General features: G+C 74.1%; 19 protein-coding genes. 13 read left to right on the top strand and 6 right to left on the bottom strand.

Annotation, left to right across the window (positions count from 1 at the left end):
* The 7 genes from SL103_RS09890 (at position 1) to cobC (ending at position 7,633) form a co-directional block, all read left to right on the top strand.
* Positions 1-2,160: a putative cobaltochelatase gene (locus SL103_RS09890; protein WP_069568382.1), complete on the top strand. Its 2,160-nt coding sequence runs from the start codon at positions 1-3 to the stop codon at positions 2,158-2,160.
* Complete coding sequence (cobO, locus tag SL103_RS09885; RefSeq protein ID WP_069568380.1) at positions 2,160-2,756, top strand: cob(I)yrinic acid a,c-diamide adenosyltransferase; 597 nt, start codon at positions 2,160-2,162, stop codon at positions 2,754-2,756. Before SL103_RS09890 ends, cobO begins: the two co-directional genes overlap by 1 nt.
* Positions 2,757-2,772: 16 nt before the next feature.
* Positions 2,773-4,170 (top strand): cobyrinate a,c-diamide synthase, encoded by a 1,398-nt coding sequence (locus SL103_RS09880; protein ID WP_069568378.1) that lies wholly within the window; start codon positions 2,773-2,775, stop codon positions 4,168-4,170.
* A 19-nt stretch (positions 4,171-4,189) separates the two neighbouring features.
* On the top strand, positions 4,190-4,885 hold the full coding sequence (locus SL103_RS09875) for a VOC family protein (RefSeq protein ID WP_069568376.1): 696 nt from the start codon (positions 4,190-4,192) through the stop codon (positions 4,883-4,885).
* Positions 4,886-4,959: 74 nt separating this feature from the next.
* Entirely contained in the window at positions 4,960-5,595 is a 636-nt protein-coding gene (locus tag SL103_RS09870; RefSeq protein WP_079145666.1) for a cobalamin biosynthesis protein, read from the top strand.
* The gene (locus SL103_RS09865; RefSeq protein WP_069568372.1) at positions 5,592-6,503 is read left to right on the top strand and encodes a sirohydrochlorin chelatase; all 912 of its coding nucleotides are present in this window, start codon (positions 5,592-5,594) and stop codon (positions 6,501-6,503) included. Before SL103_RS09870 ends, SL103_RS09865 begins: the two co-directional genes overlap by 4 nt.
* 2 nt (positions 6,504-6,505) lie before the next feature.
* Positions 6,506-7,633 carry an Rv2231c family pyridoxal phosphate-dependent protein CobC gene (gene cobC / locus SL103_RS09860; protein WP_079145665.1) on the top strand — a complete coding sequence of 376 codons (1,128 nt, stop codon included), beginning with the start codon at positions 6,506-6,508 and terminating at the stop codon, positions 7,631-7,633.
* A gap of 74 nt (positions 7,634-7,707) precedes the next feature.
* Here cobC and SL103_RS09855 read toward each other — a convergent pair whose 3' ends face one another.
* On the bottom strand, positions 7,708-8,697 hold the full coding sequence (locus tag SL103_RS09855; RefSeq protein WP_069573583.1) for an SCO1860 family LAETG-anchored protein: 990 nt from the start codon (positions 8,695-8,697) through the stop codon (positions 7,708-7,710).
* Between the two features lie 329 nt (positions 8,698-9,026).
* Complete coding sequence (locus tag SL103_RS09850) at positions 9,027-10,127, bottom strand: amidohydrolase family protein (protein WP_069568370.1); 1,101 nt, start codon at positions 10,125-10,127, stop codon at positions 9,027-9,029.
* 485 nt (positions 10,128-10,612) lie between these two features.
* On the opposite strand from SL103_RS09850, the gene ectA reads away from it, so the two are divergent.
* The 5 genes from ectA (at position 10,613) to SL103_RS09825 (ending at position 15,452) form a co-directional block, all read left to right on the top strand.
* Complete coding sequence (gene ectA / locus SL103_RS09845; protein WP_208869843.1) at positions 10,613-11,179, top strand: diaminobutyrate acetyltransferase; 567 nt, start codon at positions 10,613-10,615, stop codon at positions 11,177-11,179.
* Between the two features lie 125 nt (positions 11,180-11,304).
* Positions 11,305-12,573 carry a diaminobutyrate--2-oxoglutarate transaminase gene (ectB, locus tag SL103_RS09840; RefSeq protein ID WP_069568368.1) on the top strand — a complete coding sequence of 423 codons (1,269 nt, stop codon included), beginning with the start codon at positions 11,305-11,307 and terminating at the stop codon, positions 12,571-12,573.
* 47 nt (positions 12,574-12,620) lie between these two features.
* Entirely contained in the window at positions 12,621-13,037 is a 417-nt protein-coding gene (locus tag SL103_RS09835; protein WP_069568366.1) for an ectoine synthase, read from the top strand.
* Positions 13,038-13,133: 96 nt separating this feature from the next.
* Positions 13,134-14,033, top strand: a complete 900-nt coding sequence (gene thpD / locus SL103_RS09830; RefSeq protein ID WP_069568365.1) for an ectoine hydroxylase — start codon at positions 13,134-13,136, stop codon at positions 14,031-14,033.
* 96 nt (positions 14,034-14,129) lie between these two features.
* Positions 14,130-15,452, top strand: coding sequence for an alpha/beta fold hydrolase (locus SL103_RS09825; protein ID WP_069568363.1), 1,323 nt, complete (start codon positions 14,130-14,132; stop codon positions 15,450-15,452).
* A 63-nt stretch (positions 15,453-15,515) separates the two neighbouring features.
* Here the strand turns inward: SL103_RS09825 and SL103_RS09820 are convergent, their stop codons facing one another.
* The 3 genes from SL103_RS09820 to SL103_RS09810 form a co-directional block, all read right to left on the bottom strand.
* Positions 15,516-16,583, bottom strand: a complete 1,068-nt coding sequence (locus SL103_RS09820) for an alkene reductase (protein WP_069568362.1) — start codon at positions 16,581-16,583, stop codon at positions 15,516-15,518.
* Positions 16,584-16,686: 103 nt separating this feature from the next.
* Entirely contained in the window at positions 16,687-17,757 is a 1,071-nt protein-coding gene (locus SL103_RS09815) for an aminotransferase class V-fold PLP-dependent enzyme (RefSeq protein WP_069568361.1), read from the bottom strand.
* Positions 17,758-17,810: 53 nt separating this feature from the next.
* Complete coding sequence (locus SL103_RS09810) at positions 17,811-18,515, bottom strand: DsbA family oxidoreductase (RefSeq protein ID WP_069568359.1); 705 nt, start codon at positions 18,513-18,515, stop codon at positions 17,811-17,813.
* Between the two features lie 78 nt (positions 18,516-18,593).
* Here SL103_RS09810 and SL103_RS09805 point away from each other — a divergent pair, with 78 nt between their 5' ends.
* Positions 18,594-19,292 carry a class I SAM-dependent methyltransferase gene (locus SL103_RS09805; protein WP_069568357.1) on the top strand — a complete coding sequence of 233 codons (699 nt, stop codon included), beginning with the start codon at positions 18,594-18,596 and terminating at the stop codon, positions 19,290-19,292.
* Positions 19,293-19,537: 245 nt separating this feature from the next.
* Here the strand turns inward: SL103_RS09805 and SL103_RS09800 are convergent, their stop codons facing one another.
* Entirely contained in the window at positions 19,538-19,978 is a 441-nt protein-coding gene (locus SL103_RS09800; RefSeq protein WP_069568355.1) for an NUDIX hydrolase, read from the bottom strand.
* Positions 19,979-19,999: the final 21 nt, after the last annotated feature.

Below are 19,999 nucleotides of genomic sequence, written 5' to 3'. Positions count from 1 at the left end.
ATGACAACCGCGCACAACACGACCGGACCGCAGTACCCCTTCACCGCCGTGGTCGGAATGGCTGACCTGCGGCTGGCGCTGCTGCTGAACGCGGTGAGCCCCGCGGTCGGCGGGGTGCTGGTGCGCGGCGAGAAGGGCACCGCCAAGTCCACCGCGGTCCGCGCGCTGTCCGCGCTGATGCCCGCCGTGGACGTCGTCGGCGGGTGCCGCTTCGCCTGCGCGCCCACCGCGCCCGACCCCGGCTGCCCCGACGGACCGCACGGCACCGGCCCGGTCGAGCACCGCCCGACCAGGATGGTCGAACTGCCCGTCGGTGCCTCCGAGGACCGGCTGGTCGGCGCGCTCGACATCGAACGCGCCCTGTCGGACGGCGTGAAGGCGTTCGAGCCCGGCCTGCTCGCGGACGCCCACCGCGGCATCCTCTACGTCGACGAGGTCAACCTCCTCCACGACCACCTCGTCGACCTGCTGCTGGACGCCGCCGCCATGGGCGCCTCCTACGTCGAACGCGAGGGCGTCTCCGTACGGCACGCCGCGCGCTTCCTGCTCGTCGGCACCATGAACCCCGAAGAGGGCGAACTGCGCCCGCAGTTGCTGGACCGGTTCGGGTTGACCGTCGAGGTCGCGGCCTCCCGCGAGCCGGACCTGCGGGTGGAGGTGGTCCGCCGCCGGCTGGCCTACGACGCCGACCCGGCCGGCTTCGCGGCGCGCTGGGCCGGCGACGAGGACGAGCTGCGCGGACGCATCGCCGCGGCCCGGGAGCTGCTGCCGCGGGTGACGCTGGGCGACCGGGCGCTGCGGCAGATCGCGGCGACCTGCGCGGCGTTCGAGGTGGACGGGATGCGCGCGGACATCGTGATGGCCCGCACCGCCACCGCGCTGGCCGCCTGGGCGGGCCGCGCCGACGTGGCGGAGGAGGACGTCCGGCAGGCCGCCCTGCTGGCGCTGCCGCACCGCCGGCGCCGCAACCCCTTCGACGCCCCCGGCCTCGACGAGGACAAGCTCGACGAGACGCTGGAGGAGTTCCGCGGCACGGACGAGGACCCGGCCCCCGACGCGGACCCGGACGGCGACGACGATCCCGACCCGGACGGGCCCGACGGCGGTGGCCCGGGTGGCGGCGACGGCCCCGAAGGCGGGCACCCGCCGCAGGACGGCGACCCCGAGGAGGCGCCGCTGCCGCCGGAGACCGGACTGCCGCACCAGCAGGACGGGGAGGCGCCCGCGACGCCCCAGGCCCCCGAGCAGCCCGGGCCGGAGCCCCGTCCGCAGGGCGGCGCGGCCGGTGAGAAGCCGGCCGTCGCCGCCACCGAGCCGTTCCGCACCCGCCGGCTCGACGTACCCGGCCTGGGCGAGGGCGCCGACGGCCGCCGCTCCCGGGCCCGCACCGCGCACGGCCGGACCACCGGCGCCCGCCGCCCCCGCGGCGCCCTGGGCAAGCTGCACCTGGCCGCGACCGTGCAGGCCGCCGCCCCGCACCAGAAGGCCCGCGGGCGGCGCGGCACCGGCCTGGTGGTGCGCCGCGACGATCTGCGCGAGGCGGTGCGCGAGGGCCGCGAGGGCAACCTCGTGCTGTTCGTCGTCGACGCCTCCGGTTCGATGGCGGCACGCAAGCGGATGAGTGCCGTCAAGGGCGCGGTGCTGTCGCTGCTGCTCGACGCCTACCAGCGCCGCGACAAGATCGGGATGATCACCTTCCGGGGCAGCGGCGCGGACCTGGCGCTGCCCCCGACGTCGTCGGTCGAGGCGGGCGCCGCACGGCTGGAGCAGCTGCCCACCGGCGGCCGCACCCCGCTGTCCGAGGGCCTGCTCAAGGCCCACGAGGTGCTGCGGATCGAGCGGCTGCGGGACCCCTCGCGCCGCGCCCTGCTGGTCGTCGTCACCGACGGGCGGGCCACCGGCGCGGGCGGCGGCCGTTCGGCGGGCGGGCCGCTCGCCCTGGCCTCCCGGGCCGCCCGGCTGCTCGCCGCCGACGGCACCGCCTCCGTCGTCGTGGACTGCGAGGCCGGCCCGGTGCGCCTCGGCCTGGCCGGGGAACTCGCCCGCGACCTGCAGGGCACCGCCATCACCCTCGACGAGCTGCGCGCGGACAGCGTCTCCGCGCTCGTACGGACCGTGCAAGGCACCAGGACCACTCACGGCAACAGGAAGGCCGCGTAATGCCGCAGGGACAGCCGTCCGTCGTACCGAACGACGGGCTCACCACCCGCCAGCGCCGCAACCGCCCGCTGGTGTTCGTCCACACCGGCCAGGGCAAGGGCAAGTCGACCGCCGCCTTCGGGCTGGCGCTGCGCGCCTGGAACCAGGGCTGGCCGGTCGGGGTGTTCCAGTTCGTGAAGTCGGCCAAGTGGAAGGTCGGCGAGGAGCGCGCCCTGAAGGTGCTCGGGGAGTCCGGCGAGGGCGGCACCGTGGCCTGGCACAAGATGGGCGAGGGCTGGTCCTGGGTGCAGCGCGACATCGCCTCCAGCGAGGACGCGGCGCGCGAGGGCTGGGAGCAGGTCAAGCGGGACCTGGCCGCCGAGACCTACAAGCTGCTGGTGCTCGACGAGTTCGCGTACCCGCTGAAGTGGGGCTGGATCGACACCGACGAGGTGGTGGCGGCGCTCCGCGACCGCCCCGGCACCCAGCACGTGGTCATCACCGGGCGCGGCGCCCCCGAGGCGCTGCTGGACTTCGCCGACCTGGTGACCGACATGACGAAGGTCAAGCACCCCATGGACACCGGCCAGAAGGGCCAGCGGGGCATCGAATGGTGAACCGGGAGAGCAGAGCATGAGCGGTTCCGTCCCGCGGCTGGTGATCGCCGCGCCGTCGTCCGGCGCGGGCAAGACCACCGTGGCCACCGGCCTGATGGCGGCGTTCACCGAGGCCGGCCTCACGGTGTCGCCGCACAAGGTCGGCCCCGACTACATCGATCCGGGCTACCACTCGCTGGCCACCGGCCGGCCGGGCCGCAACCTGGACGCCTACCTGTGCGGCCCGGACCGGATCGCCCCGCTGTTCCTGCACGGCGCCGCCGGCGCCGACCTCGCGCTCGTCGAGGGGGTGATGGGGCTGTTCGACGGCGCGTCGGGCATGGGCGAGCTGTCGTCCACCGCGCAGGTCGCGAAGCTGCTGCGGGCACCGGTGGTGCTGGTCGTGGACGCCTCCTCGCAGTCCCGGTCGGTGGCCGCGCTCGTCCACGGCTTCGCGTCCTGGGACCCCGGCGTACGGCTGGCCGGGGTCATCCTCAACAAGGTCGGCTCGGACCGCCACGAGGAGCTGCTGCGGGAAGCCATGGACTCCTCCGGCGTGCCCGTCCTGGGCGCGCTGCGCCGCGACGGGCGGGCCGGCACGCCGTCCCGCCACCTCGGCCTGGTGCCGGTCGCCGAACGGCGGGCCGACGCGGTCGAGTCGGTGGGCGAACTGGCCGCGCGGGTGCGCGCGGGCTGCGACCTCGACGCGCTGCTGGCCCTGGCACGCAGCGTGCCGGAGCTGCCGGACGCGCCCTGGGACCCGGCCGCCGAGGCGGCCCCCGTCACCGAGGGCACGTCCGCCGGCCGGCCGTTGATCGCCGTCGCCGGCGGGGCCGCGTTCACCTTCTCGTACGCCGAGCACGCCGAACTCCTCGCCGCCGCGGGCGCCGACGTGGCGCCCTTCGACCCGCTGCACGACGAGCGGCTGCCGCCCGGCACCCGCGGGCTGGTGATCGGTGGCGGCTTCCCCGAGGTCTACGCGCCGGACCTGTCGGCGAACGAGCCGCTGCGCGCCGCGGTGGCCGCGCTGGCCGCCTCCGGTGCGCCGGTGTCCGCCGAGTGTGCCGGGCTGCTGTACCTGTCCCGTTCGATCGACGGCAGGCCGATGTGCGGGGTGCTGCCCGCCGAGGCCCGGATGACCGAGCGGCTGACCCTCGGCTACCGGGAGGCGGTCGCGCTGCGGGACAACGCGCTGGCCGCGGCCGGGACGCGGGTGCGCGGCCACGAGTTCCACCGCACCGTGCTGGAGCCGGGCGCGGGCCCGGACCCGGCCTGGGGGCTGACCCATCCGGAGCGGCGGGTGGAGGGCCATGTGTCCGGCGGGGTGCACGCGTCGTACCTGCACGTGCACTGGGCAGCCGAACCGTCGCTGCCCCGGCGGCTGGTGGCGGGCGCGGCCCGGGCCGCCGCGGAGGCCGCGGAGGCCGTCCGGTGACCGCCGCCGGGGCCGCGCGATGAGCACCGCGGCGGGCCCCGCCGCGGTGCTCGACCACCTCGTGTACGCCACGCCCCACCTGGAGCGCACCGTCGACGAGGTGGCCCGGCTCACCGGCGTACGGCCGGTGAGCGGTGGCAGCCACCCCGGCCGGGGCACCCGCAACCATCTGCTGGGCCTGGGCGGCGGGGCGTACTTCGAGATCATCGGCCCCGACCCCGGGCAGCCCGTGCCGCCGGCCCCGCGGTGGTTCGGCATCGACGCGCTGCCCGGGCCGCGGCTGGTGACCTGGGCGGTTCGGGTCACCGGCATCGCCGCCCGGGTCGCGGCGGCCCGCGCCCACGGCTACGACCCCGGGGACCCGGCGGAGATGTCCCGCCGGGCCCCGGACGGCACCCCGCTCAGCTGGCGGCTGACGCCACCGGGCGCGGGCGGCGGCCCCGCGGGCGGGGAGTCCGCGGGGGTGTGGCTGACGCCGTTCCTGCTCGACTGGGGCACCACCCCGCACCCGGCCGCCGCCGGACTCCCCACGCTCCCCCTGGTCTCGCTCACCGCGACGCATCCCGAACCGGCCGCGGTGCGCGCCGAACTGGCGGCGCTCGGCGCCCCCTGGCCCGGCCCGCCGGTCGCCGCCGGCCCCGGCCCCCGGCTGACCGCCGTGCTGGCCGGCCGGCACGGCCGGGTCGCCTTCGGCCGGGGAGCCGTCGCGCTGTGAGGAGGAGTCCGTGCGGGGACAGTGGTGCAGGGACAGTGGTGCGGAGACAGTGCTGAGGAGACAGCTGTGAAGGGATGGCAGTGAGGGGCCGGGTGGCCGGCGAACCGGCCCGGGCCCCCGGCCCGCCGCCCGGGGAGCCCGCGCCGCTGGTCGTGGGGGTGGGCGCGAGCCGAGGCGTGGCGGTCTCCGAGGTCGTGGAGCTGGTCGAGGCCGCCCTCGCCGCGGCGGGGTGCGCGGACCGGCCGGTCAGGGCGCTGGCGACGGTGACCGCCAAGTCCTCCGAACCCGGTCTGATCGGGGCGGCACGGCGGCTCGGTGTGCCGCTGCGGGCGTTCCCGGCGACGGCGCTGGCGGCCGTACGGGTGCCGGATCCGTCCGCGGCGGCGGCCGCCGCCGTGGGGACGCCGAGCGTCGCCGAGGCGGCCGCGCTGCTGGCCGCCGGGCCGGGCGCCCAACTGATCGCCGGCAAGCGGAAGTCGGTGCCGCGGGTCGGGCCGGCCCGCGCCACGTGTGCCCTCGCCGGGCCGGCAGTAACGGACAACGGTGCCCTTACCGCTGGTAGGGAGGGAGCACCCGCAGGCTCCTCGCCCGCTGCCGATATCGTCATGACCTCCCCCAACCCACCCCGCCGTGGCCCGGATCGGCGGACGGCGGTCATCGGCGACACGGCGCCCGAGCGCGAACCCACCGGCACCAAGGAGACCCAGTGACCACCCCTCCCGCCCTGCTCATCGCCGGTTACGGCACCCGTGACGAAGACGGGGCCGAGGCCCTGCGCGCGCTGGTGCGCGGGCTCGACGCGCGCCACCCCGAAGTACCCGTCGCCGGCGGCTTCTTCGGCACACCCGGCACCCAGGCCGCGCCGGACGGTCCGGGTGCGCCGCTGCCGCTCGGCGACGCGGTCGGCGAACTGGTGGCGCGGGGCGCGTCCCACGTGGTCGCCGTACCGCTGCTGCTGGCCCCGACCGGGCCGGTGGCCCAGCCGCTGGCCGCGGCGCTGGAGCGGGCCGTGCGGCGCCACCCCGGGCTCGGCCACACCTGCGGGGCCGAACTGGGGCCGCATCCGCGCCTGCTCGACGCCATGGAACGGCGGCTGGACGAGGCGCTCGGCGAGGGCGCCCGCACCCCGCTGGACCGCGCCCGTACGACGGTGCTGCTGGTGGGGCGCGGGGCGAGCGATCCGTACGCCAACGCCGAGGTGGCCCGGGCCGCGCGGCTGCTGTGGGAGGGGCGCGGCTTCGCGGGGGTGGAGACCGCCTTCGTGAGTCAGGCGGCGCCCGATGTGCCGGCCGGCCTGGACCGGTGCCGGACACTGGCCGCCGCGGCCCCGGCCGCGGGCGGACCGGGCCGGGTCGTGGTCGCGCCGTACTTCCTCTTCGCCGGCGGGCTGTTCGAGCGGCTGTGCATGCAGGCCGAGGGCTGGGCCGCGGCACACCCCGACATCGAGGTGTACGGGGCGCACACCCTCGGCGCCGGGCCGGAGGTGGCCGAGGTGGTCATGGAGCGCTACCACGAGGCCGTGGCGGACGGTCCCCGGGCGGCGGCGGGGGACGCCCGGGGCACGCACCGCACGGCCCGGGAGTCCGCCCCGGCCACCGCCGGCGCCGGAGACCGCTGACCATGCCGCTCTCCACCGACTCCGCCCTCCCCGCACCCGACGTCCGCCCGCCGCACGGGGTGGGCCCCTCCCCCGAGCCCGATCTGCGGCACCACGGTGACGCCGAGGTGCGCGCGGCGGACGGCGCGGGCGACCTGACGGACCTGGCGGTCAATGTCCGCACCGGCACTCCCCCGGCCTGGCTCAAGGCCCGGATCGCCGCGTCGCTGGACTCGCTCGCCGCCTACCCCGACGGCCGCGCGGCCCGCCGGGCGGTCGCGGAGCGGCACGGCCTGCCCGCCGGGCGGGTGCTGCTGACGTCGGGGGCGGCGGAGGCGTTCGTGCTGCTCGCCCGCGCGGTGCGGGCGGTGCGGCCGGTGGTGGTGCATCCGCAGTTCACCGAGCCCGAGGCGGCCCTGCGGGACGCCGGGCACGACGTCGGGCGGGTCCTGCTCACCGAGCGCGACGGCTTCCGGCTGGACCCCGGCGCGGTGCCCGAGGACGCCGACCTGGTCGTCGTCGGCAACCCGACCAACCCGACCTCCGTGCTCCACCCGGCGGCGACGCTGGCCCGTCTGGCGCGGCCCGGCCGGACGCTCGTGGTGGACGAGGCGTTCATGGACGCGGTGCCCGGCGAACAGGAGTCGCTGGCCGGCCGCACGGACCTGCCGGGCCTGGTCGTGCTGCGCAGCCTGACGAAGACCTGGGGCCTGGCGGGGCTGCGGATCGGCTATGTGCTGGCCGCCCCGGAGACCGTCACCGCGCTGGAGCGGGCCCAGCCGCTGTGGCCGGTCTCCAGCCCCGCGCTGGCCGCCGCCGAGGCGTGCAGCGCGCCCGCGGCCCTGGCGGAGGCGGACGCGGCGGCCGGGCAGATCGCCGCGGACCGCGCGCATCTGCTGTCCCGGCTGGCCGGGTTCCGGCAGATCCGGGTGGCCGGCCCGGCGGCGGGACCGTTCGTGCTGGTCCGCCTGCCCGGGGCGGCGGAGGTACGGGCCGGGCTGCGGGCCCGCGGCTTCGCGGTGCGCCGCGGCGACTCCTTCCCGGGGCTGGGCCCGGACTGGCTGCGGCTCGCGGTGCGCGACCGGGCCACCACGGACCGCTTCACCGCGGCGCTGGCCGAGGTGCTCGTCGGGGCCGACGGGCCCCGGTAGGTCCGCCCCGTAGGTCATACGGGGCCGTACCCCGGGGCGGCGCCCCCACAGCGCCGGCCCGGGGTACGGGGCTGTCAGCCGCGCCCGGTCTGCCGGGCGGCGGTACGGCGGCGGGCGTAGACCATCGAGCCGGCGCCCGCGACGACGAGCAGGGCCGCGCCGCCGGCGAGGTACGGCGTGGCCGAGCTGCCGCCGGTTTCGGCGAGGTTCTGGGTGCTCGGCCGGGAGCCCGGCTGGTTGACCTGGGTGTCCTTGCCGCCGGCCGGCTTGCTGTCCCCGGCCGGCCGGGTGCCGCCGCTGGGTTGCGGCTGACCGCCGCCGGTGCCGCCGGAGCCGCCCGGACGGGGTGTCTTGCCGCCCGGGGTGGTGCAGGTGGCCTGGGCGAGCGTGACCCGTCCGCGGACGTCGGCGACGTTGAGCTTCAGGGGGTTGACGGAGACGTTCAGGTCGAGCGCGGTGGCGGCGGCCTTCCTGGCCGTGGTGCTCCGCTTCGACAGGTCGAGCCGCACCTCGCCCACGCCGGGCACCTTCACCTCCGTCGTCCCGCCCGCCGTGAGCGTGACCTTCTTGCCCAGGACGCGGACGCTGCCCAGCACGTTCGACGTGGCGCGGGGCGCCTTGCCGGCCTCGCACACCGCGGTGGCGGTGACCTGCTGGACCTCGATCAGGGACAGCAGCGGCAGGCCCGGCAGATGCACCTCGGCGTGCACGAGGTTGGCGTAGCCCTCGGCCTTGCGGTGGTCCGCGGTGGCCCGTGCGGTGGCGACGTCGGCGCGCAGCACGCTGAACGGCTTGCCGTGCCCGATGCCGTCGAGGTTGACGGTGAGCGCGGTCTTGTTCGCGGAGGCCGGGGCGTGCACCTCGTTGAGGACGGCGTTCAACGGGACGTCGAGCGTCTTGTTGAGCAGGCCGACGTTCAGGCCGGCGCGCAGCACGACCGCGCCGGACGTGCCGCGGGCCGGGCCGTGGTCGCCGGTGGCGTGGGCGGGCGCGGCGCCGAGCAGGACGGCGGGACCGGCCGTCAGGGCCGTGGCGACGAGGGTCGCGGCGAGGCGCCTGGGCATGCCGGAGTGGGTGGGACTGGTGGACACGTGTGTGGAACCCCCACAAGAGAGATGGAGCCGCCGGCCGCGCCAATGGGGGACATCACGCGGGCCGACGACCTCGACCCGCACATCGTGTCCGCACGGAGGGTGAACGGGGAGCCACGCGTGGTCAGTTCATCCCAAAGGGTGGTTTTCGCGTTTGCATTCGATTCCTGCGGCACGGTGCGGCTCTCGCGTCACAGCCGCCCCACCGCACGGGTGACCCGGGTTGACCGACCTCGTTCCCCCGGTCCCCGGATCGGGGCGGCGCCGTGCGCCGCCCCGGAGCCCCGCGGAGGCCCGGCCCGCTAGCCGACCACCTGCCCGCGCAGGACGACCCTGCGCGGGGCCGCCAGGACGCGTACGTCCTCGCGCGGATCGCTCTCGTAGACCACGAGGTCGGCGGAGGCGCCCTCGGTGAGGCCCGGGCGGCCGAGCCAGTCCCTGGCGCCCCAGGTGGTGGCGGAGAGGGCGGCGACGGCGGGCAGGCCGGCCCGGGTCAGTTCGAGGACCTCCTCGGCGACCAGGCCGTGGGCCAGCGAGCCGCCGGCGTCGGTGCCGGCGAAGACCGGCACACCGGCGTCGTAGGCGGCCCGCACGGTCTCGTAGCGGCGTTCGTGGAGGCGGCGCATGTGGTCCGCCCAGCGCGGGTATTTCGCCTGGCCACCGGCCGCGAGCTGCGGGAACGTGGCGATGTTGATCAGAGTGGGGACGATCGCGACGCCGCGTTCGGCGAACAGCGGGATGGTGTCCTCGGTGAGGCCGGTGGCGTGCTCGATGCAGTCGATGCCGGCCTCGACGAGGGGCGCGAGGGACTCCTCGGCGAAGCAGTGCGCGGTCACCCGGGCGCCGAGCCGGTGCGCCTCGGCGATGGCCGCCTCGACCGCGCCCCGGGGCCAGCAGGCGGACAGGTCGCCGGTGGAGCGGTCGATCCAGTCGCCGACGAGTTTGACCCAGCCGTCGCCGCGGCGAGCCTCCTGGGCGACGTAGGCGACCAGGTCCTCGGGTTCGATCTCGTGCGCGTAGTTGCGGATGTAGCGCTTGGTACGGGCGATGTGGCGGCCGGCCCGGATGATCCGCGGGAGGTCCTCGCGGTCGTCGACCCAGCGGGTGTCGGAGGGCGACCCCGCGTCGCGGATCAGCAGGGTGCCGGCGTCACGGTCCGTGAGCGCCTGTTTTTCGCTGGTGGGGGCGTCCACCGGGCCGTGTGCGTCCAGACCCACGTGGCAGTGGGCGTCGACGAGGCCGGGCAGTGCCCAGCCCTCCACCGTGGTGGCATCGCGTGCCATGGCCGGCCGGTCGAAGGTGACACGACCGCCGACCACCCACAGCTCGTCGCGTACGTCGTCCGGCCCGACGAGGACCCTCCCCTTGAGGTGCAGCACCGCACCCTCACTCTTGGACGTCATACAGGCACTTTAGGCGGCGCGGCCGGGCCGGTGGGGCGGGGTGCCGGGGGTCTTTGCCGCGCGGCGCCGCGGGTACCGGGAGCCGGGCATTCCCGGAGGTTTCCCAAATCGCGGCGCATGGTGTTGCGGGCCTTGTCATGGGTTTGCCGTACAGGTTTACATAGGGCCAACGCGGGGTCTTCCACCGGCGAATTCCCAATTTCTTGGAAGCATAGCTTCCCGTATTCTTCTGCCCGCTTTTCCGCAGCTCAAACGCCAAGATTTTGCTAGTGCCGAATCCCGTAATTCGGACGGATCTCGCGAGCGTTACGCACCTGTGACCGACTACACAGCGTGTCCGTTTCGCCCCGAACCTCCTGGGCAAATCGTGACAAGTTTCGGCCACATCGCACGCACAGGCGCGCCCGCGCGATAACATATCCAGCTCGTTTACGTAACCCCTGCCCGCGATGCAATTTCCTTTTCGCCTGGGTAAATTCAATTGCATGACCGCCGCACAAGCAGACCATGCAGGTGCCCGCAGCGATATCAGAGAAATTCCGGAGGGCTTCAAGCTCGACACTCCACGTGTGGAGGACGGGGCAGCGATCTGGCGCATCGCCCGTGACTCGAAGGCGCTGGACCTCAACTCGTCCTACAGCTACCTGCTGTGGTGTCGTGACTTCGCCGCCACCTCCGTCGTCGCCCGCGACGCGGAGGGCGAGCCGGCCGCCTTCCTCACCGGCTACCTCCGCCCCGAGCGCCCGGAGACCCTGGTCGTCTGGCAGATCGCCGTCGACGACGCGCACCGTGGCAAGGGGCTGGCGGCCGCACTCCTGGACGGGCTGACGCTCCGCGCCAGGGACGAGCTGGGCATTCGTTACGTCGAGACCACCATCACACCCGACAACGCCGCGTCCAACAGGTTGTTCGCGTCCTTCGCCGAGCGGCACTCCGTGCCGGTCACGCGCGAGGTGCTCTTCGACGCGGGGCTGTTCCCCGAGCAGGGCCACGAGCCGGAGGTGCTGCACCTCATAGGCCCGTTCGAGCCTCCCGCCCCTGCCCCCGGGTAGTAGCGCCCCCGGGCCGCGCGGCGACGGCGCCGCGCCGGCCCCGCGGATCCGGCCGCCCACAAGGGCCGCCGGCACCCCCGCCCCCAGACTTCCTCATCCTTCGCACTCTCTCCCAGGAGCATGCTGTGACCATCACCCAGCCCGATCTGAGCGTCTTCGAGACCGTGGAGTCGGAGGTGCGCAGCTACTGCCGTGGCTGGCCCACCGTCTTCGACCGCGCCCAGGGCAGCCGTCTGATCGACGAGGACGGGCACACCTACCTGGACTTCTTCTCCGGAGCCGGGTCGCTCAACTACGGACACAACAACCCGGTCCTCAAACGCGCCCTGATCGACTACATCGAGCGGGACGGCATCACCCACGGCCTGGACATGTCCACCACGGCCAAGCGGGCGTTCCTGGAGTCGTTCCAGAACATCATCCTGCGGCCGCGCGACCTGCCGTACAAGGTCATGTTCCCCGGGCCGACGGGCGCCAACTCGGTCGAGGCGGCGCTGAAGCTCGCCCGCAAGGTCAAGGGCCGCGAGTCGATCGTGTCCTTCACCAACGCCTTCCACGGCATGTCGCTGGGCGCGCTCGCGGTCACCGGCAACTCGATGAAGCGGGCCGGCGCCGGTATCCCGCTGGTGCACGGCACCCCGATGCCGTTCGACAACTACCTGGACGGGGCGTACCCGGACTTCCTGTGGTTCGAGCGGCTGCTGGAGGACCAGGGTTCCGGCCTGAACACGCCCGCCGCGGTGATCGTGGAGACGGTCCAGGGCGAGGGCGGCATCAACGTGGCCCGCGCCGAGTGGCTGCGGGCGCTGGCCGACCTGTGCAAGCGCCGGGACATGCTGCTGATCGTCGACGACATCCAGATGGGCTGCGGCCGTACGGGTGCCTTCTTCTCCTTCGAGGAGGCGGGCATCGTGCCGGACATCGTCACCGTCTCGAAGTCGATCAGCGGCTACGGGCTGCCGCTGGCGCTCACCCTGTTCAAGCCTGAGCTGGACATCTGGGAGCCCGGCGAGCACAACGGCACGTTCCGCGGCAACAACCCGGCCTTCGTGACGGCCGCCGCCGCGCTGGACACCTACTGGGCCGACGGCCAGATGGAGAAGCAGACCCTCGCCCGCGGTGAGATCGTCGAAGCACACCTGAAGGCCATCGTCGAGGAGCACCCGGGCGCCTTCGCCGAGTACCGCGGCCGCGGTCTGGTGTGGGGTCTGGAGTGCATCGACAAGAGCCTCGCGGGCCGGATCGCGGCCCGGTGCTTCGAGCTGGGCCTGCTGATCGAGACCTCCGGTCCGGAGAGCGAGGTCGTCAAACTGCTGCCCGCCCTGACCACCACCCCCGAGGAGCTGGACGAGGGCCTTCGGACCCTCGGCCGCGCGGTCCGCGACTGCGTCTGAGACCCGTCAGAGTTCCTGCACGTTCGACAGAAAGGCACCGACCCACCGTGATCGTCCGATCCTTCAAGGACATCGAGGGCACCGACCGCCACGTCAAGGCCAAGTCCGGTACGTGGGAGAGCAAGCGCATCGTGCTCGCCAAGGAGCGCGTCGGGTTCTCGCTGCACGAGACCGTCCTGTACGCCGGTACGGAGACGTCGATGTGGTACGCGAACCACATCGAGGCCGTCGTCTGCGTCGAGGGCGAGGCCGAGCTGACCAACGACGAGACCGGCGAGAAGCACACCATCACGCCCGGCGTGATGTACCTGCTCGACGGGCACGAGAAGCACACCATGCGGATCAAGGAAGACTTCCGCTGCCTGTGCGTCTTCAACCCGCCGGTCACCGGCCGCGAGGACCACGACGAGAACGGGGTCTACCCGGTTCTCACCGAGCCGGACCCGGAGCCGGAGAAGGTCTGAGGCGATCCACGGCCGGCCCCTCCGCGGGCCGGCCGCGGAAGCCCCGCGTCACGCACGTGAGCCGGATTCCGTACGAGAGGAGAGGAAGGCAACACCATGACCACCGCACCCGAGCGCACCGCCGACCTGTACCCGACCCGTGGGACCAATGAGGTCATCACCCCGCGGAAGGACCCGGTGGTGTGGTCGCAGCCCGGAGCGGCCGGCCCGTTCGCGCCGTCCGAGCTGAGCGACTTCGAACGCGACGGCTTTTTCGCCATCGGGGAACTGCTGACGGCGGAAGAAGTCGCGGTGTACCGCGCCGAGCTGGACCGGCTGGTGCTCGACCCGGAGATGCGCGCCGACCCGCGCTCCATCGTCGAGCCGAAGTCGCAGAGCGTCCGGTCCGTCTTCGAGGTGCACAAGATCAGTGAGGTGTTCGCCAAGCTGGTCTCCGATCCGCGTGTGGTCGGCCGGGCCCGGCAGATCCTCGGCTCGGACGTCTACGTCCACCAGTCGCGGATCAACGTGAAGCCCGGCTTCGGTGCTTCCGGCTTCTACTGGCACTCGGACTTCGAGACGTGGCACGCGGAGGACGGGCTGCCGAACATGCGGACCGTGTCCGTGTCGATCGCGCTGACCGAGAACTACGCCACCAACGGCGGCCTGATGATCATGCCTGGTTCGCACCAGCACTTCGTGGGCTGCGAGGGCGAGACGCCGAAGGACAACTACAAGCGGTCGCTCCAGATGCAGGACGCGGGCATCCCGTCGGACGAGGTGCTGACGAAGATGGCGGACAAGCACAGCATCCGGCTGTTCACGGGCAAGGCCGGTTCGGCGACGTGGTTCGACTGCAACGCCATGCACGGCTCGGGTGACAACATCACGCCGTACCCCCGCAGCAATGTCTTCATCGTCTTCAACAGCGTGGAGAACGCGGCGGTGGAGCCGTTCGCGGCGCCGGTGCGGCGCCCGGATTACATCGGAGCGCGGGACTTCACCCCGGTGCACTGAGTACGGTGACGTAGACGAGAGCGGTACCGGTGGCGCGGTCGTCGCACAGCAGGGTCTGTGCGGCGGCCGCGCCGCGTCGTGTGCGAGGAGGGGCTGATGAGGGCGGACCGGATGCCGGGGGTCGTGGCGCGCGACCATGTGCTTCAGGTGCCACTGGATCATGACGATCCGGGCGGCGAGCGGCTGGAGGTGTACGGCCGCGAGGTGGTGGCGGCCGGGCGGGAGCGGGACGACCTGCCGTGGCTGGTGTACCTGCAGGGCGGTCCGGGCTGTCCGTCGCCGCGTCCGGTGGGGCGGGAGTCCTGGCTGACGCGGGCGCTGGAGGACCACCGGGTGCTGCTGCTGGACCAGCGCGGTACGGGGCGGTCGACGCCGGCGAACCGGCAGACGCTGCCGCTGCGCGGCGGCCCGGAGCAGCAGGCGGCGTACCTGGCGCACTTCCGGGCGGACGCGATCGTGCGGGACGCCGAGCTGTTCCGCCGCCACCTGGTCCCGGACGGCGGGCCGTGGAGCGTGCTGGGCCAGAGCTTCGGCGGGTTCTGCACGGTCGGTTACCTCTCCCGGGCGCCGGAGGCGCTGTCGGCGGCGTACGTCACGGGCGGGCTGCCCGGTCTGGACGCGAGTGCCGAGGACGTCTACCGGGCGGCGTATCCGCGGGTGGCGCGGAAGAACGCGGCGCACTACGCGCGGTATCCGGGGGACGTGGCCGCGGTGCGGCGGATCGTGGGGCATCTGCGCGAGCACGTGGTGCGGCTGCCCGGCGGGGGGCTGCTGACCGCGGAGGCGTTCCTGTCGCTGGGGCTGATGCTGGGCAGCGGCGACGGGTCGCACACCCTGCACCACCTGGTGAGTGAGGCGTGGGTGGCGGGCCCGGCCGGCCCGGAGCCGGCGGACGCGTTCCTGGAGGCCGTGCAGGGTCATCTCTCGCATGCCGCGACGCCGTTGTTCGCGGTGCTGCACGAGACGATCTACGGGCAGCGGTCGGTGGACGCGGGGCCGACGGGCTGGGCGGCGGAGCGGGTGCGGCGCCAACTGGCCCCGTCGTACGCGGCGTTCGACGTGGACGCGGCGCTGGCCGGGGACGGGCCGGTGTACTTCACCGGCGAGATGATGTACCCGTGGATGTTCGACACCGATCCGGCGCTGCGGCCGTTGAAGGAGACCGCGCAGGCGCTGGCGGAGCGGACGGACTGGCCGGATCTGTACGACGCCGGGCGGCTGGCCGGCAACGAGGTGCCGGCCGCGGCGGCGGTCTACTTCGACGACATGTACGTGGACACCGGTCATGCGCTGCGCACCGCGGAGCGGATCCGGGGGCTGCGGGTGTGGGTGACGAACGAGTGGGAGCACGACGGACTGCGGGTCAGTGACGGGGCGGTCCTGGACCGGCTGGTGCGGATGGTGCGCGGAGAGGTGTGAGCCGAGAGGTGTGAGCGGGCCGGCGGGGCGCACGGTGCGCCCCGCCGGTGCGTCGGTGGGTGCTCAGTCGGTCAGGGCCGGGTAGTCGAGGTAGCCGCTGTCGTCGCCGCCGTAGAAGCTGGCGCGGTCGGGGGTGTTGAAGGGGCCGCCGGCGGCGAGACGGCGGGGCAGGTCGGGGTTGGCGATGAAGAGCGCGCCGTAGGCCAGCAGGTCGGCCCGGCCCTCCTCGACGAGCGGGAGCTCCTCGGGGCCGGTGGGGCGGCCTTCGGTGGCGGGGTTGAGGACGAACGTCCCGCCGAAGCGCTTGCGCAGCCGGGCCAGCAGGTCCTGGTCGACGACGTCGCAGGTGTGCAGGTAGGCCAGGCCCAGCGGGGCGACCGCTTCGACGAGCGCGGTGTAGGTGGCTTCGGGGGCGGGCTCGGAGATGTCGTTGAAGGGGTTCCCGGGAGAGAGGCGCAGGCCGGTGCGGTGGGCGCCGATCGCGTCGGCGACGGCCCGTACGACCTCGATGGCGAAGCGGGCGCGGGCCTCGTCGGAGCCGCCCCACTCGTCGGTGCGCAGGTTGCTGTTGGGCGCGAGGAACTGGTGGATGAGGTAGCCGTTGGCGCCGTGGATCTCGACGCCGTCGAAGCCCGCGTCGAGGGCGTTGCGGGCGGCGGTGGCGAAGCCGGCGATCGTGTCGGCTATCTCCTGGCCGGTCAGCTCGCGGGGCGTGACGAAGTCCTTGAGGCCCTCGTGGGTGAAGCCCTGGCCGGCCGCGGCGACCGGTGAGGGGCCGACCGGCACCAGGCCGTCGGGCAGCAGCACGGGGTGGCCGATCCGGCCGCCGTGCCACAGCTGCGCGAAGATCGTGCCGCCCGCGGCGTGCACGGAGTCGGTGACCGCACGCCATCCGGCGACCTGCTCGGGGGTGTGCAGGCCCGGGGTGAGGGGGTAGCCGCGGCCGACGGGGGTGGTCTGGGTGGCTTCGGTGATGATGAGTCCGGCGGAGGCCCGCTGGGTGTAGTAGCGGACCATCGACGGGGTGGGGACGCCGTCGGCGGTGGCGCGGTTGCGGGTCATCGGCGCCATCACGAGGCGGTTGGCGAGCGGGATGCCGGCGAGGTCGACGGGGTCGAAAGCGGTGGTCACTGAAGGGGCCTCTCAACTGCTGTCCGGTGCACGTGATCAGACGTGACGTCAGCGGTGCCAACATCGCCGGCGGGGTCCCGCATTCCCGGTGCCGTGGTCCGCTTCAGTCCAGCAGGGACAGCAGCCGGTCGACGTCGTCGGTGGAGTTGTAGAGGTGGAAGGCCGCGCGCAGCAGCCCGCCGCGTACGGAGATCTTCACGCCGGCCGCGGCGAGCCGGTCCTCGGCGTCCGTGAGGCCGGGGGTGGAGACGATGGCCGAGCCGGGTGCGGGGCGCGGGCTGAGGCCGCGGTCGGTGAGCCGCTCGCGGTAGTACGCGGCGAGCGCGGTGTCGTGGGCGTGGATCGCGGGTACGCCCAGTTCCTCGATGAGCGAGAGGGACTGTTCGGCGCCGACGTACGAGAGGTAGGCGTGCGGTTCGTCGAAGCGGCGGGCGGTGGTGGCCGGGGTGATCAGTCCGTAGTTGGACGCGGCGAGGTCCTCGCCGGCGACCCAGCCGGCGTGCAGCGCGGCCGGCCAGCCGGGGCCGTCGGTGCGGTCGCCGCGCTCGCCGCCGAAGGCCATGAAGGTGGTGCCGCGCGGGCACAGCAGCCATTTGAAGGCGCCGGCGACGAGGTAGTCGAAGTCGAGGGCGCGCAGCGGCAGCCAGCCGGCGGCCTGGGTGGCGTCGACGAAGGTGCGCGCCCCGTGGGTCCGGGCGGCTTCCCGTACGGCGGCGAGGTCGGCGATCCGGCCGTCGAGCGACTGGACGGCGCTGAAGGCGACCAGCGCGGTGCCGGGGCGCACCTCGTCGGCGAGCGCTTCCAGGGGCACGGTGCGCAGCTTGATGCCCGGGTGGGTGCCGAGCGGGTTGACCAGGGAGCTGAAGTCGCCCTCGGGTGCGAGGACTTCGGCGCCCGCCGGGAGGGACGCGGCGATCAGCGCGGACCGGACGGCGACGGAGCTGCCGAGGGCGACCCGCTCGGCGGGGACGTCCACCAGCCGGGCGAAGGCGGCCCGGGAGGCGTGCGCGGCGGCGAAGTAGTCGCGGCCCATCGTGCCGTGCGAGGCGGATTCGTCGAGGGCCGCGCGCACGGCTGCGGCGCTGCGGCGCGGGAGCAGTCCGCTGGAGGCGGAGTTGAGGTAGGTCGTCTCGGGCGCGAATTCGGCCCCGCCGAGTGGCTCATGTCGCTGCATGACCCCACTGTGCGCGGCGGGAGCCGGTCGCGTCCATTGTCTTTCGGACGGTGTCAGACGCCGGGTACGGCGCAGCCGTCGTCGCCGCAGACCTCCCCGTCGGGGGCGGCGAGGGTCTGGATCGCGCCGTCGGCGTGGGCCCGCTCCAGGGCCTGGCGGAAGACGTCGGCGGGCTGGCCGCCGGAGATGCCGTAGCGGCGGTCGATGACGAAGAAGGGGACGCCGGTGGCGCCGAGCGCGGCGGCCTCGCGCTCGTCGGCGCGTACCTCCTGGGCGTACGCGGCGGGGTCGGCGAGCACCCGGGCGGCTTCCTCGGCGGGCAGGCCGGCGCCGGTGGCGATCTCCTGGAGGACGGCGGGGTCGCCGAGCGGGCGGGCCTCGGCGAAGTTGGCGCGGTAGAGCGCGTCGAGCAGGGCGTCCTGCACGCCGTGCGCCTTGCCGGCGTGCAGCAGCCGGTGCAGGTCGAAGGTGTTGCCGTGGATGCGGTCGGAGCGGTAGTCCAGGCCCTCGCCGGCGGCGGCGTCGGCGACCCGGGCCTCCATGGCCGCGGCCTCGTCGCGGCTGACGCGGTACTTCGAGGCCAGCATGTCGAGGACCGGGATGTCGGTGGGGGCGGGCGCGTCCGGGTCGAGCTCGAAGGAGCGGTGGACCACCTCGACGCCGTCGCGGTGGGCGAAGGCGGCGAGACCGGCCTCGAAGCGGGCCTTGCCGATGTAGCACCAGGGGCAGGCGATGTCGGACCAGATTTCGACGCGCATGAGCTGACTTTCCTCGTCGGGACGTGTTCCGGTGCAACCCCGGGAGGCAGCGGGCTATTCCGTGGGTACGGTCCGGGCATGACCTCGCCACAGGGATTCCTCGGCTTCTGGGAGACGACCGGGTCCGCGAAGACCTTCACCCATCCGCTCGATCCGGAGCTGCTGGACGCGTACGTGCCGCGCGGCGCGCGGGTGCTGGACTACGGCTGCGGTTACGGGCGGCTGACCGCGGAGCTGGCCGGGCTCGGCTACCGCGAGGTGCGCGGGGTGGATGTGTCGGCGGCGCTGATCGCGCGGGGGCGGCGGGAGCATCCGGGGCTGGATCTGATGCGGTGGGCGGGGTTTCCGCTGCCGTTCGGGGCGGGCTCGTTCGATGCGGCGCTGCTGTTCGCGGTGCTGACGTGCGTGCCGGGGGACGCGGAGCAGACGGCGATCACCGGGGAGCTGGGGCGGCTGGTGCGGCCCGGCGGGGTGCTGTACCTGAGCGACGTGCCGCTGCAGGGTGATGCGCTCAACCAGGAGCGGTACGCGCGGTTCGCGGAGCGCTACGGCACCTACGGGGTGTTCGAGACGCCGGACGGCGGGGTGTTCCGGCACCACGCGCCGGAACGGCTGCGGGCGCTGGTGCGGGCGGCGGGCTTCTCGGTGGTGGCGGAGCGGACCGGCCGGGTGGGGACGCTGGACGGGCGGACGGCGGAGCGGCTGCAGCTCATCGCACGGCGGGAGGGCCCTGCGGCGCCGGGTGCGGGCGGGGGGACAGCTCCAGCGTCAGGGTGAGGTGGGTGGCGTCGGGGGGCGGGCGGCGGCCGGGGTCGGGGTGCCAGCCGCTCCCGCATCACCGCCGACCGCGCCAGCGCACGCGTCCTGCGCCGCAGCGTCCGTCCGGAGGGTCGTCGTGCTGCCCGCAGTCGTCCACGAGATGCGGAGGCCGCACCTGACCGTCCGGTTTCTGACGCCATGAGCGCCCTCGGGGCCAACGCGTAACGGCGTTGGCCCCGAGTACGTGCGCACGTACTCCCAGGTCAAGCCATCGTCTCGTCGGGGATCAGGGTCCCGTCAGCGATGGCGCCACGCAGGACGTGGGTGATCTCCTCAGGCTTGAGGTCGATGCCGTCGATCCCCTCCACGGTCAGCGGGACCTCCTCCAGTGCGTATTCGCCCCGGCCCTGAGCACTGAACTCGGGGCCGGTACGGTCTTCGAAGGACCACTTCGCGATCCGGGCGAGGTAGAAGAGCTGACGCCCGCCCTCACCCTCCAGCGTGTGCAGGAGGCGGACGATGTCGGCCTTGCCCGCGATCTCCTCGTGGATCTCCCGGTGGAGGGCGGCCTCCCGGGACTCGTCACTGGCTTCGACGCCGCCGCCGGGCAGCACCCAGTACACGGGTACGCCGGGCTTGGTGCGGCGGATGACCAGCATGGTCTCGTCCGCGGTGACGAGGACGGCTCGGACTCGTTCGTTCATTGGGCTTTGTCTCCTTGCTTA

Source organism: Streptomyces lydicus (genome assembly GCF_001729485.1).
In the GTDB taxonomy this organism is placed as follows: Bacteria; Actinomycetota; Actinomycetes; order Streptomycetales; family Streptomycetaceae; genus Streptomyces; species Streptomyces lydicus_D.
This window is presented reverse-complemented; position numbering and strand designations above follow the sequence as displayed.

Coding starts and splice junctions, on each gene's coding strand:
- SL103_RS09890 (WP_069568382.1), top strand. CDS start 1: ATGACAACCGCGCACAACACGACCGGACCGCAGTACCCCTTCACCGCC.
- cobO (WP_069568380.1), top strand. CDS start 2,160: ATGCCGCAGGGACAGCCGTCCGTCGTACCGAACGACGGGCTCACCACC.
- SL103_RS09880 (WP_069568378.1), top strand. CDS start 2,773: ATGAGCGGTTCCGTCCCGCGGCTGGTGATCGCCGCGCCGTCGTCCGGC.
- SL103_RS09875 (WP_069568376.1), top strand. CDS start 4,190: ATGAGCACCGCGGCGGGCCCCGCCGCGGTGCTCGACCACCTCGTGTAC.
- SL103_RS09870 (WP_079145666.1), top strand. CDS start 4,960: ATGGCAGTGAGGGGCCGGGTGGCCGGCGAACCGGCCCGGGCCCCCGGC.
- cobC (WP_079145665.1), top strand. CDS start 6,506: ATGCCGCTCTCCACCGACTCCGCCCTCCCCGCACCCGACGTCCGCCCG.
- SL103_RS09855 (WP_069573583.1), bottom strand. CDS start 8,697: ATGCCCAGGCGCCTCGCCGCGACCCTCGTCGCCACGGCCCTGACGGCC.
- SL103_RS09850 (WP_069568370.1), bottom strand. CDS start 10,127: ATGACGTCCAAGAGTGAGGGTGCGGTGCTGCACCTCAAGGGGAGGGTC.
- ectA (WP_208869843.1), top strand. CDS start 10,613: ATGACCGCCGCACAAGCAGACCATGCAGGTGCCCGCAGCGATATCAGA.
- thpD (WP_069568365.1), top strand. CDS start 13,134: ATGACCACCGCACCCGAGCGCACCGCCGACCTGTACCCGACCCGTGGG.
- SL103_RS09825 (WP_069568363.1), top strand. CDS start 14,130: ATGAGGGCGGACCGGATGCCGGGGGTCGTGGCGCGCGACCATGTGCTT.
- SL103_RS09815 (WP_069568361.1), bottom strand. CDS start 17,757: ATGCAGCGACATGAGCCACTCGGCGGGGCCGAATTCGCGCCCGAGACG.
- SL103_RS09810 (WP_069568359.1), bottom strand. CDS start 18,515: ATGCGCGTCGAAATCTGGTCCGACATCGCCTGCCCCTGGTGCTACATC.
- SL103_RS09805 (WP_069568357.1), top strand. CDS start 18,594: ATGACCTCGCCACAGGGATTCCTCGGCTTCTGGGAGACGACCGGGTCC.
- SL103_RS09800 (WP_069568355.1), bottom strand. CDS start 19,978: ATGAACGAACGAGTCCGAGCCGTCCTCGTCACCGCGGACGAGACCATG.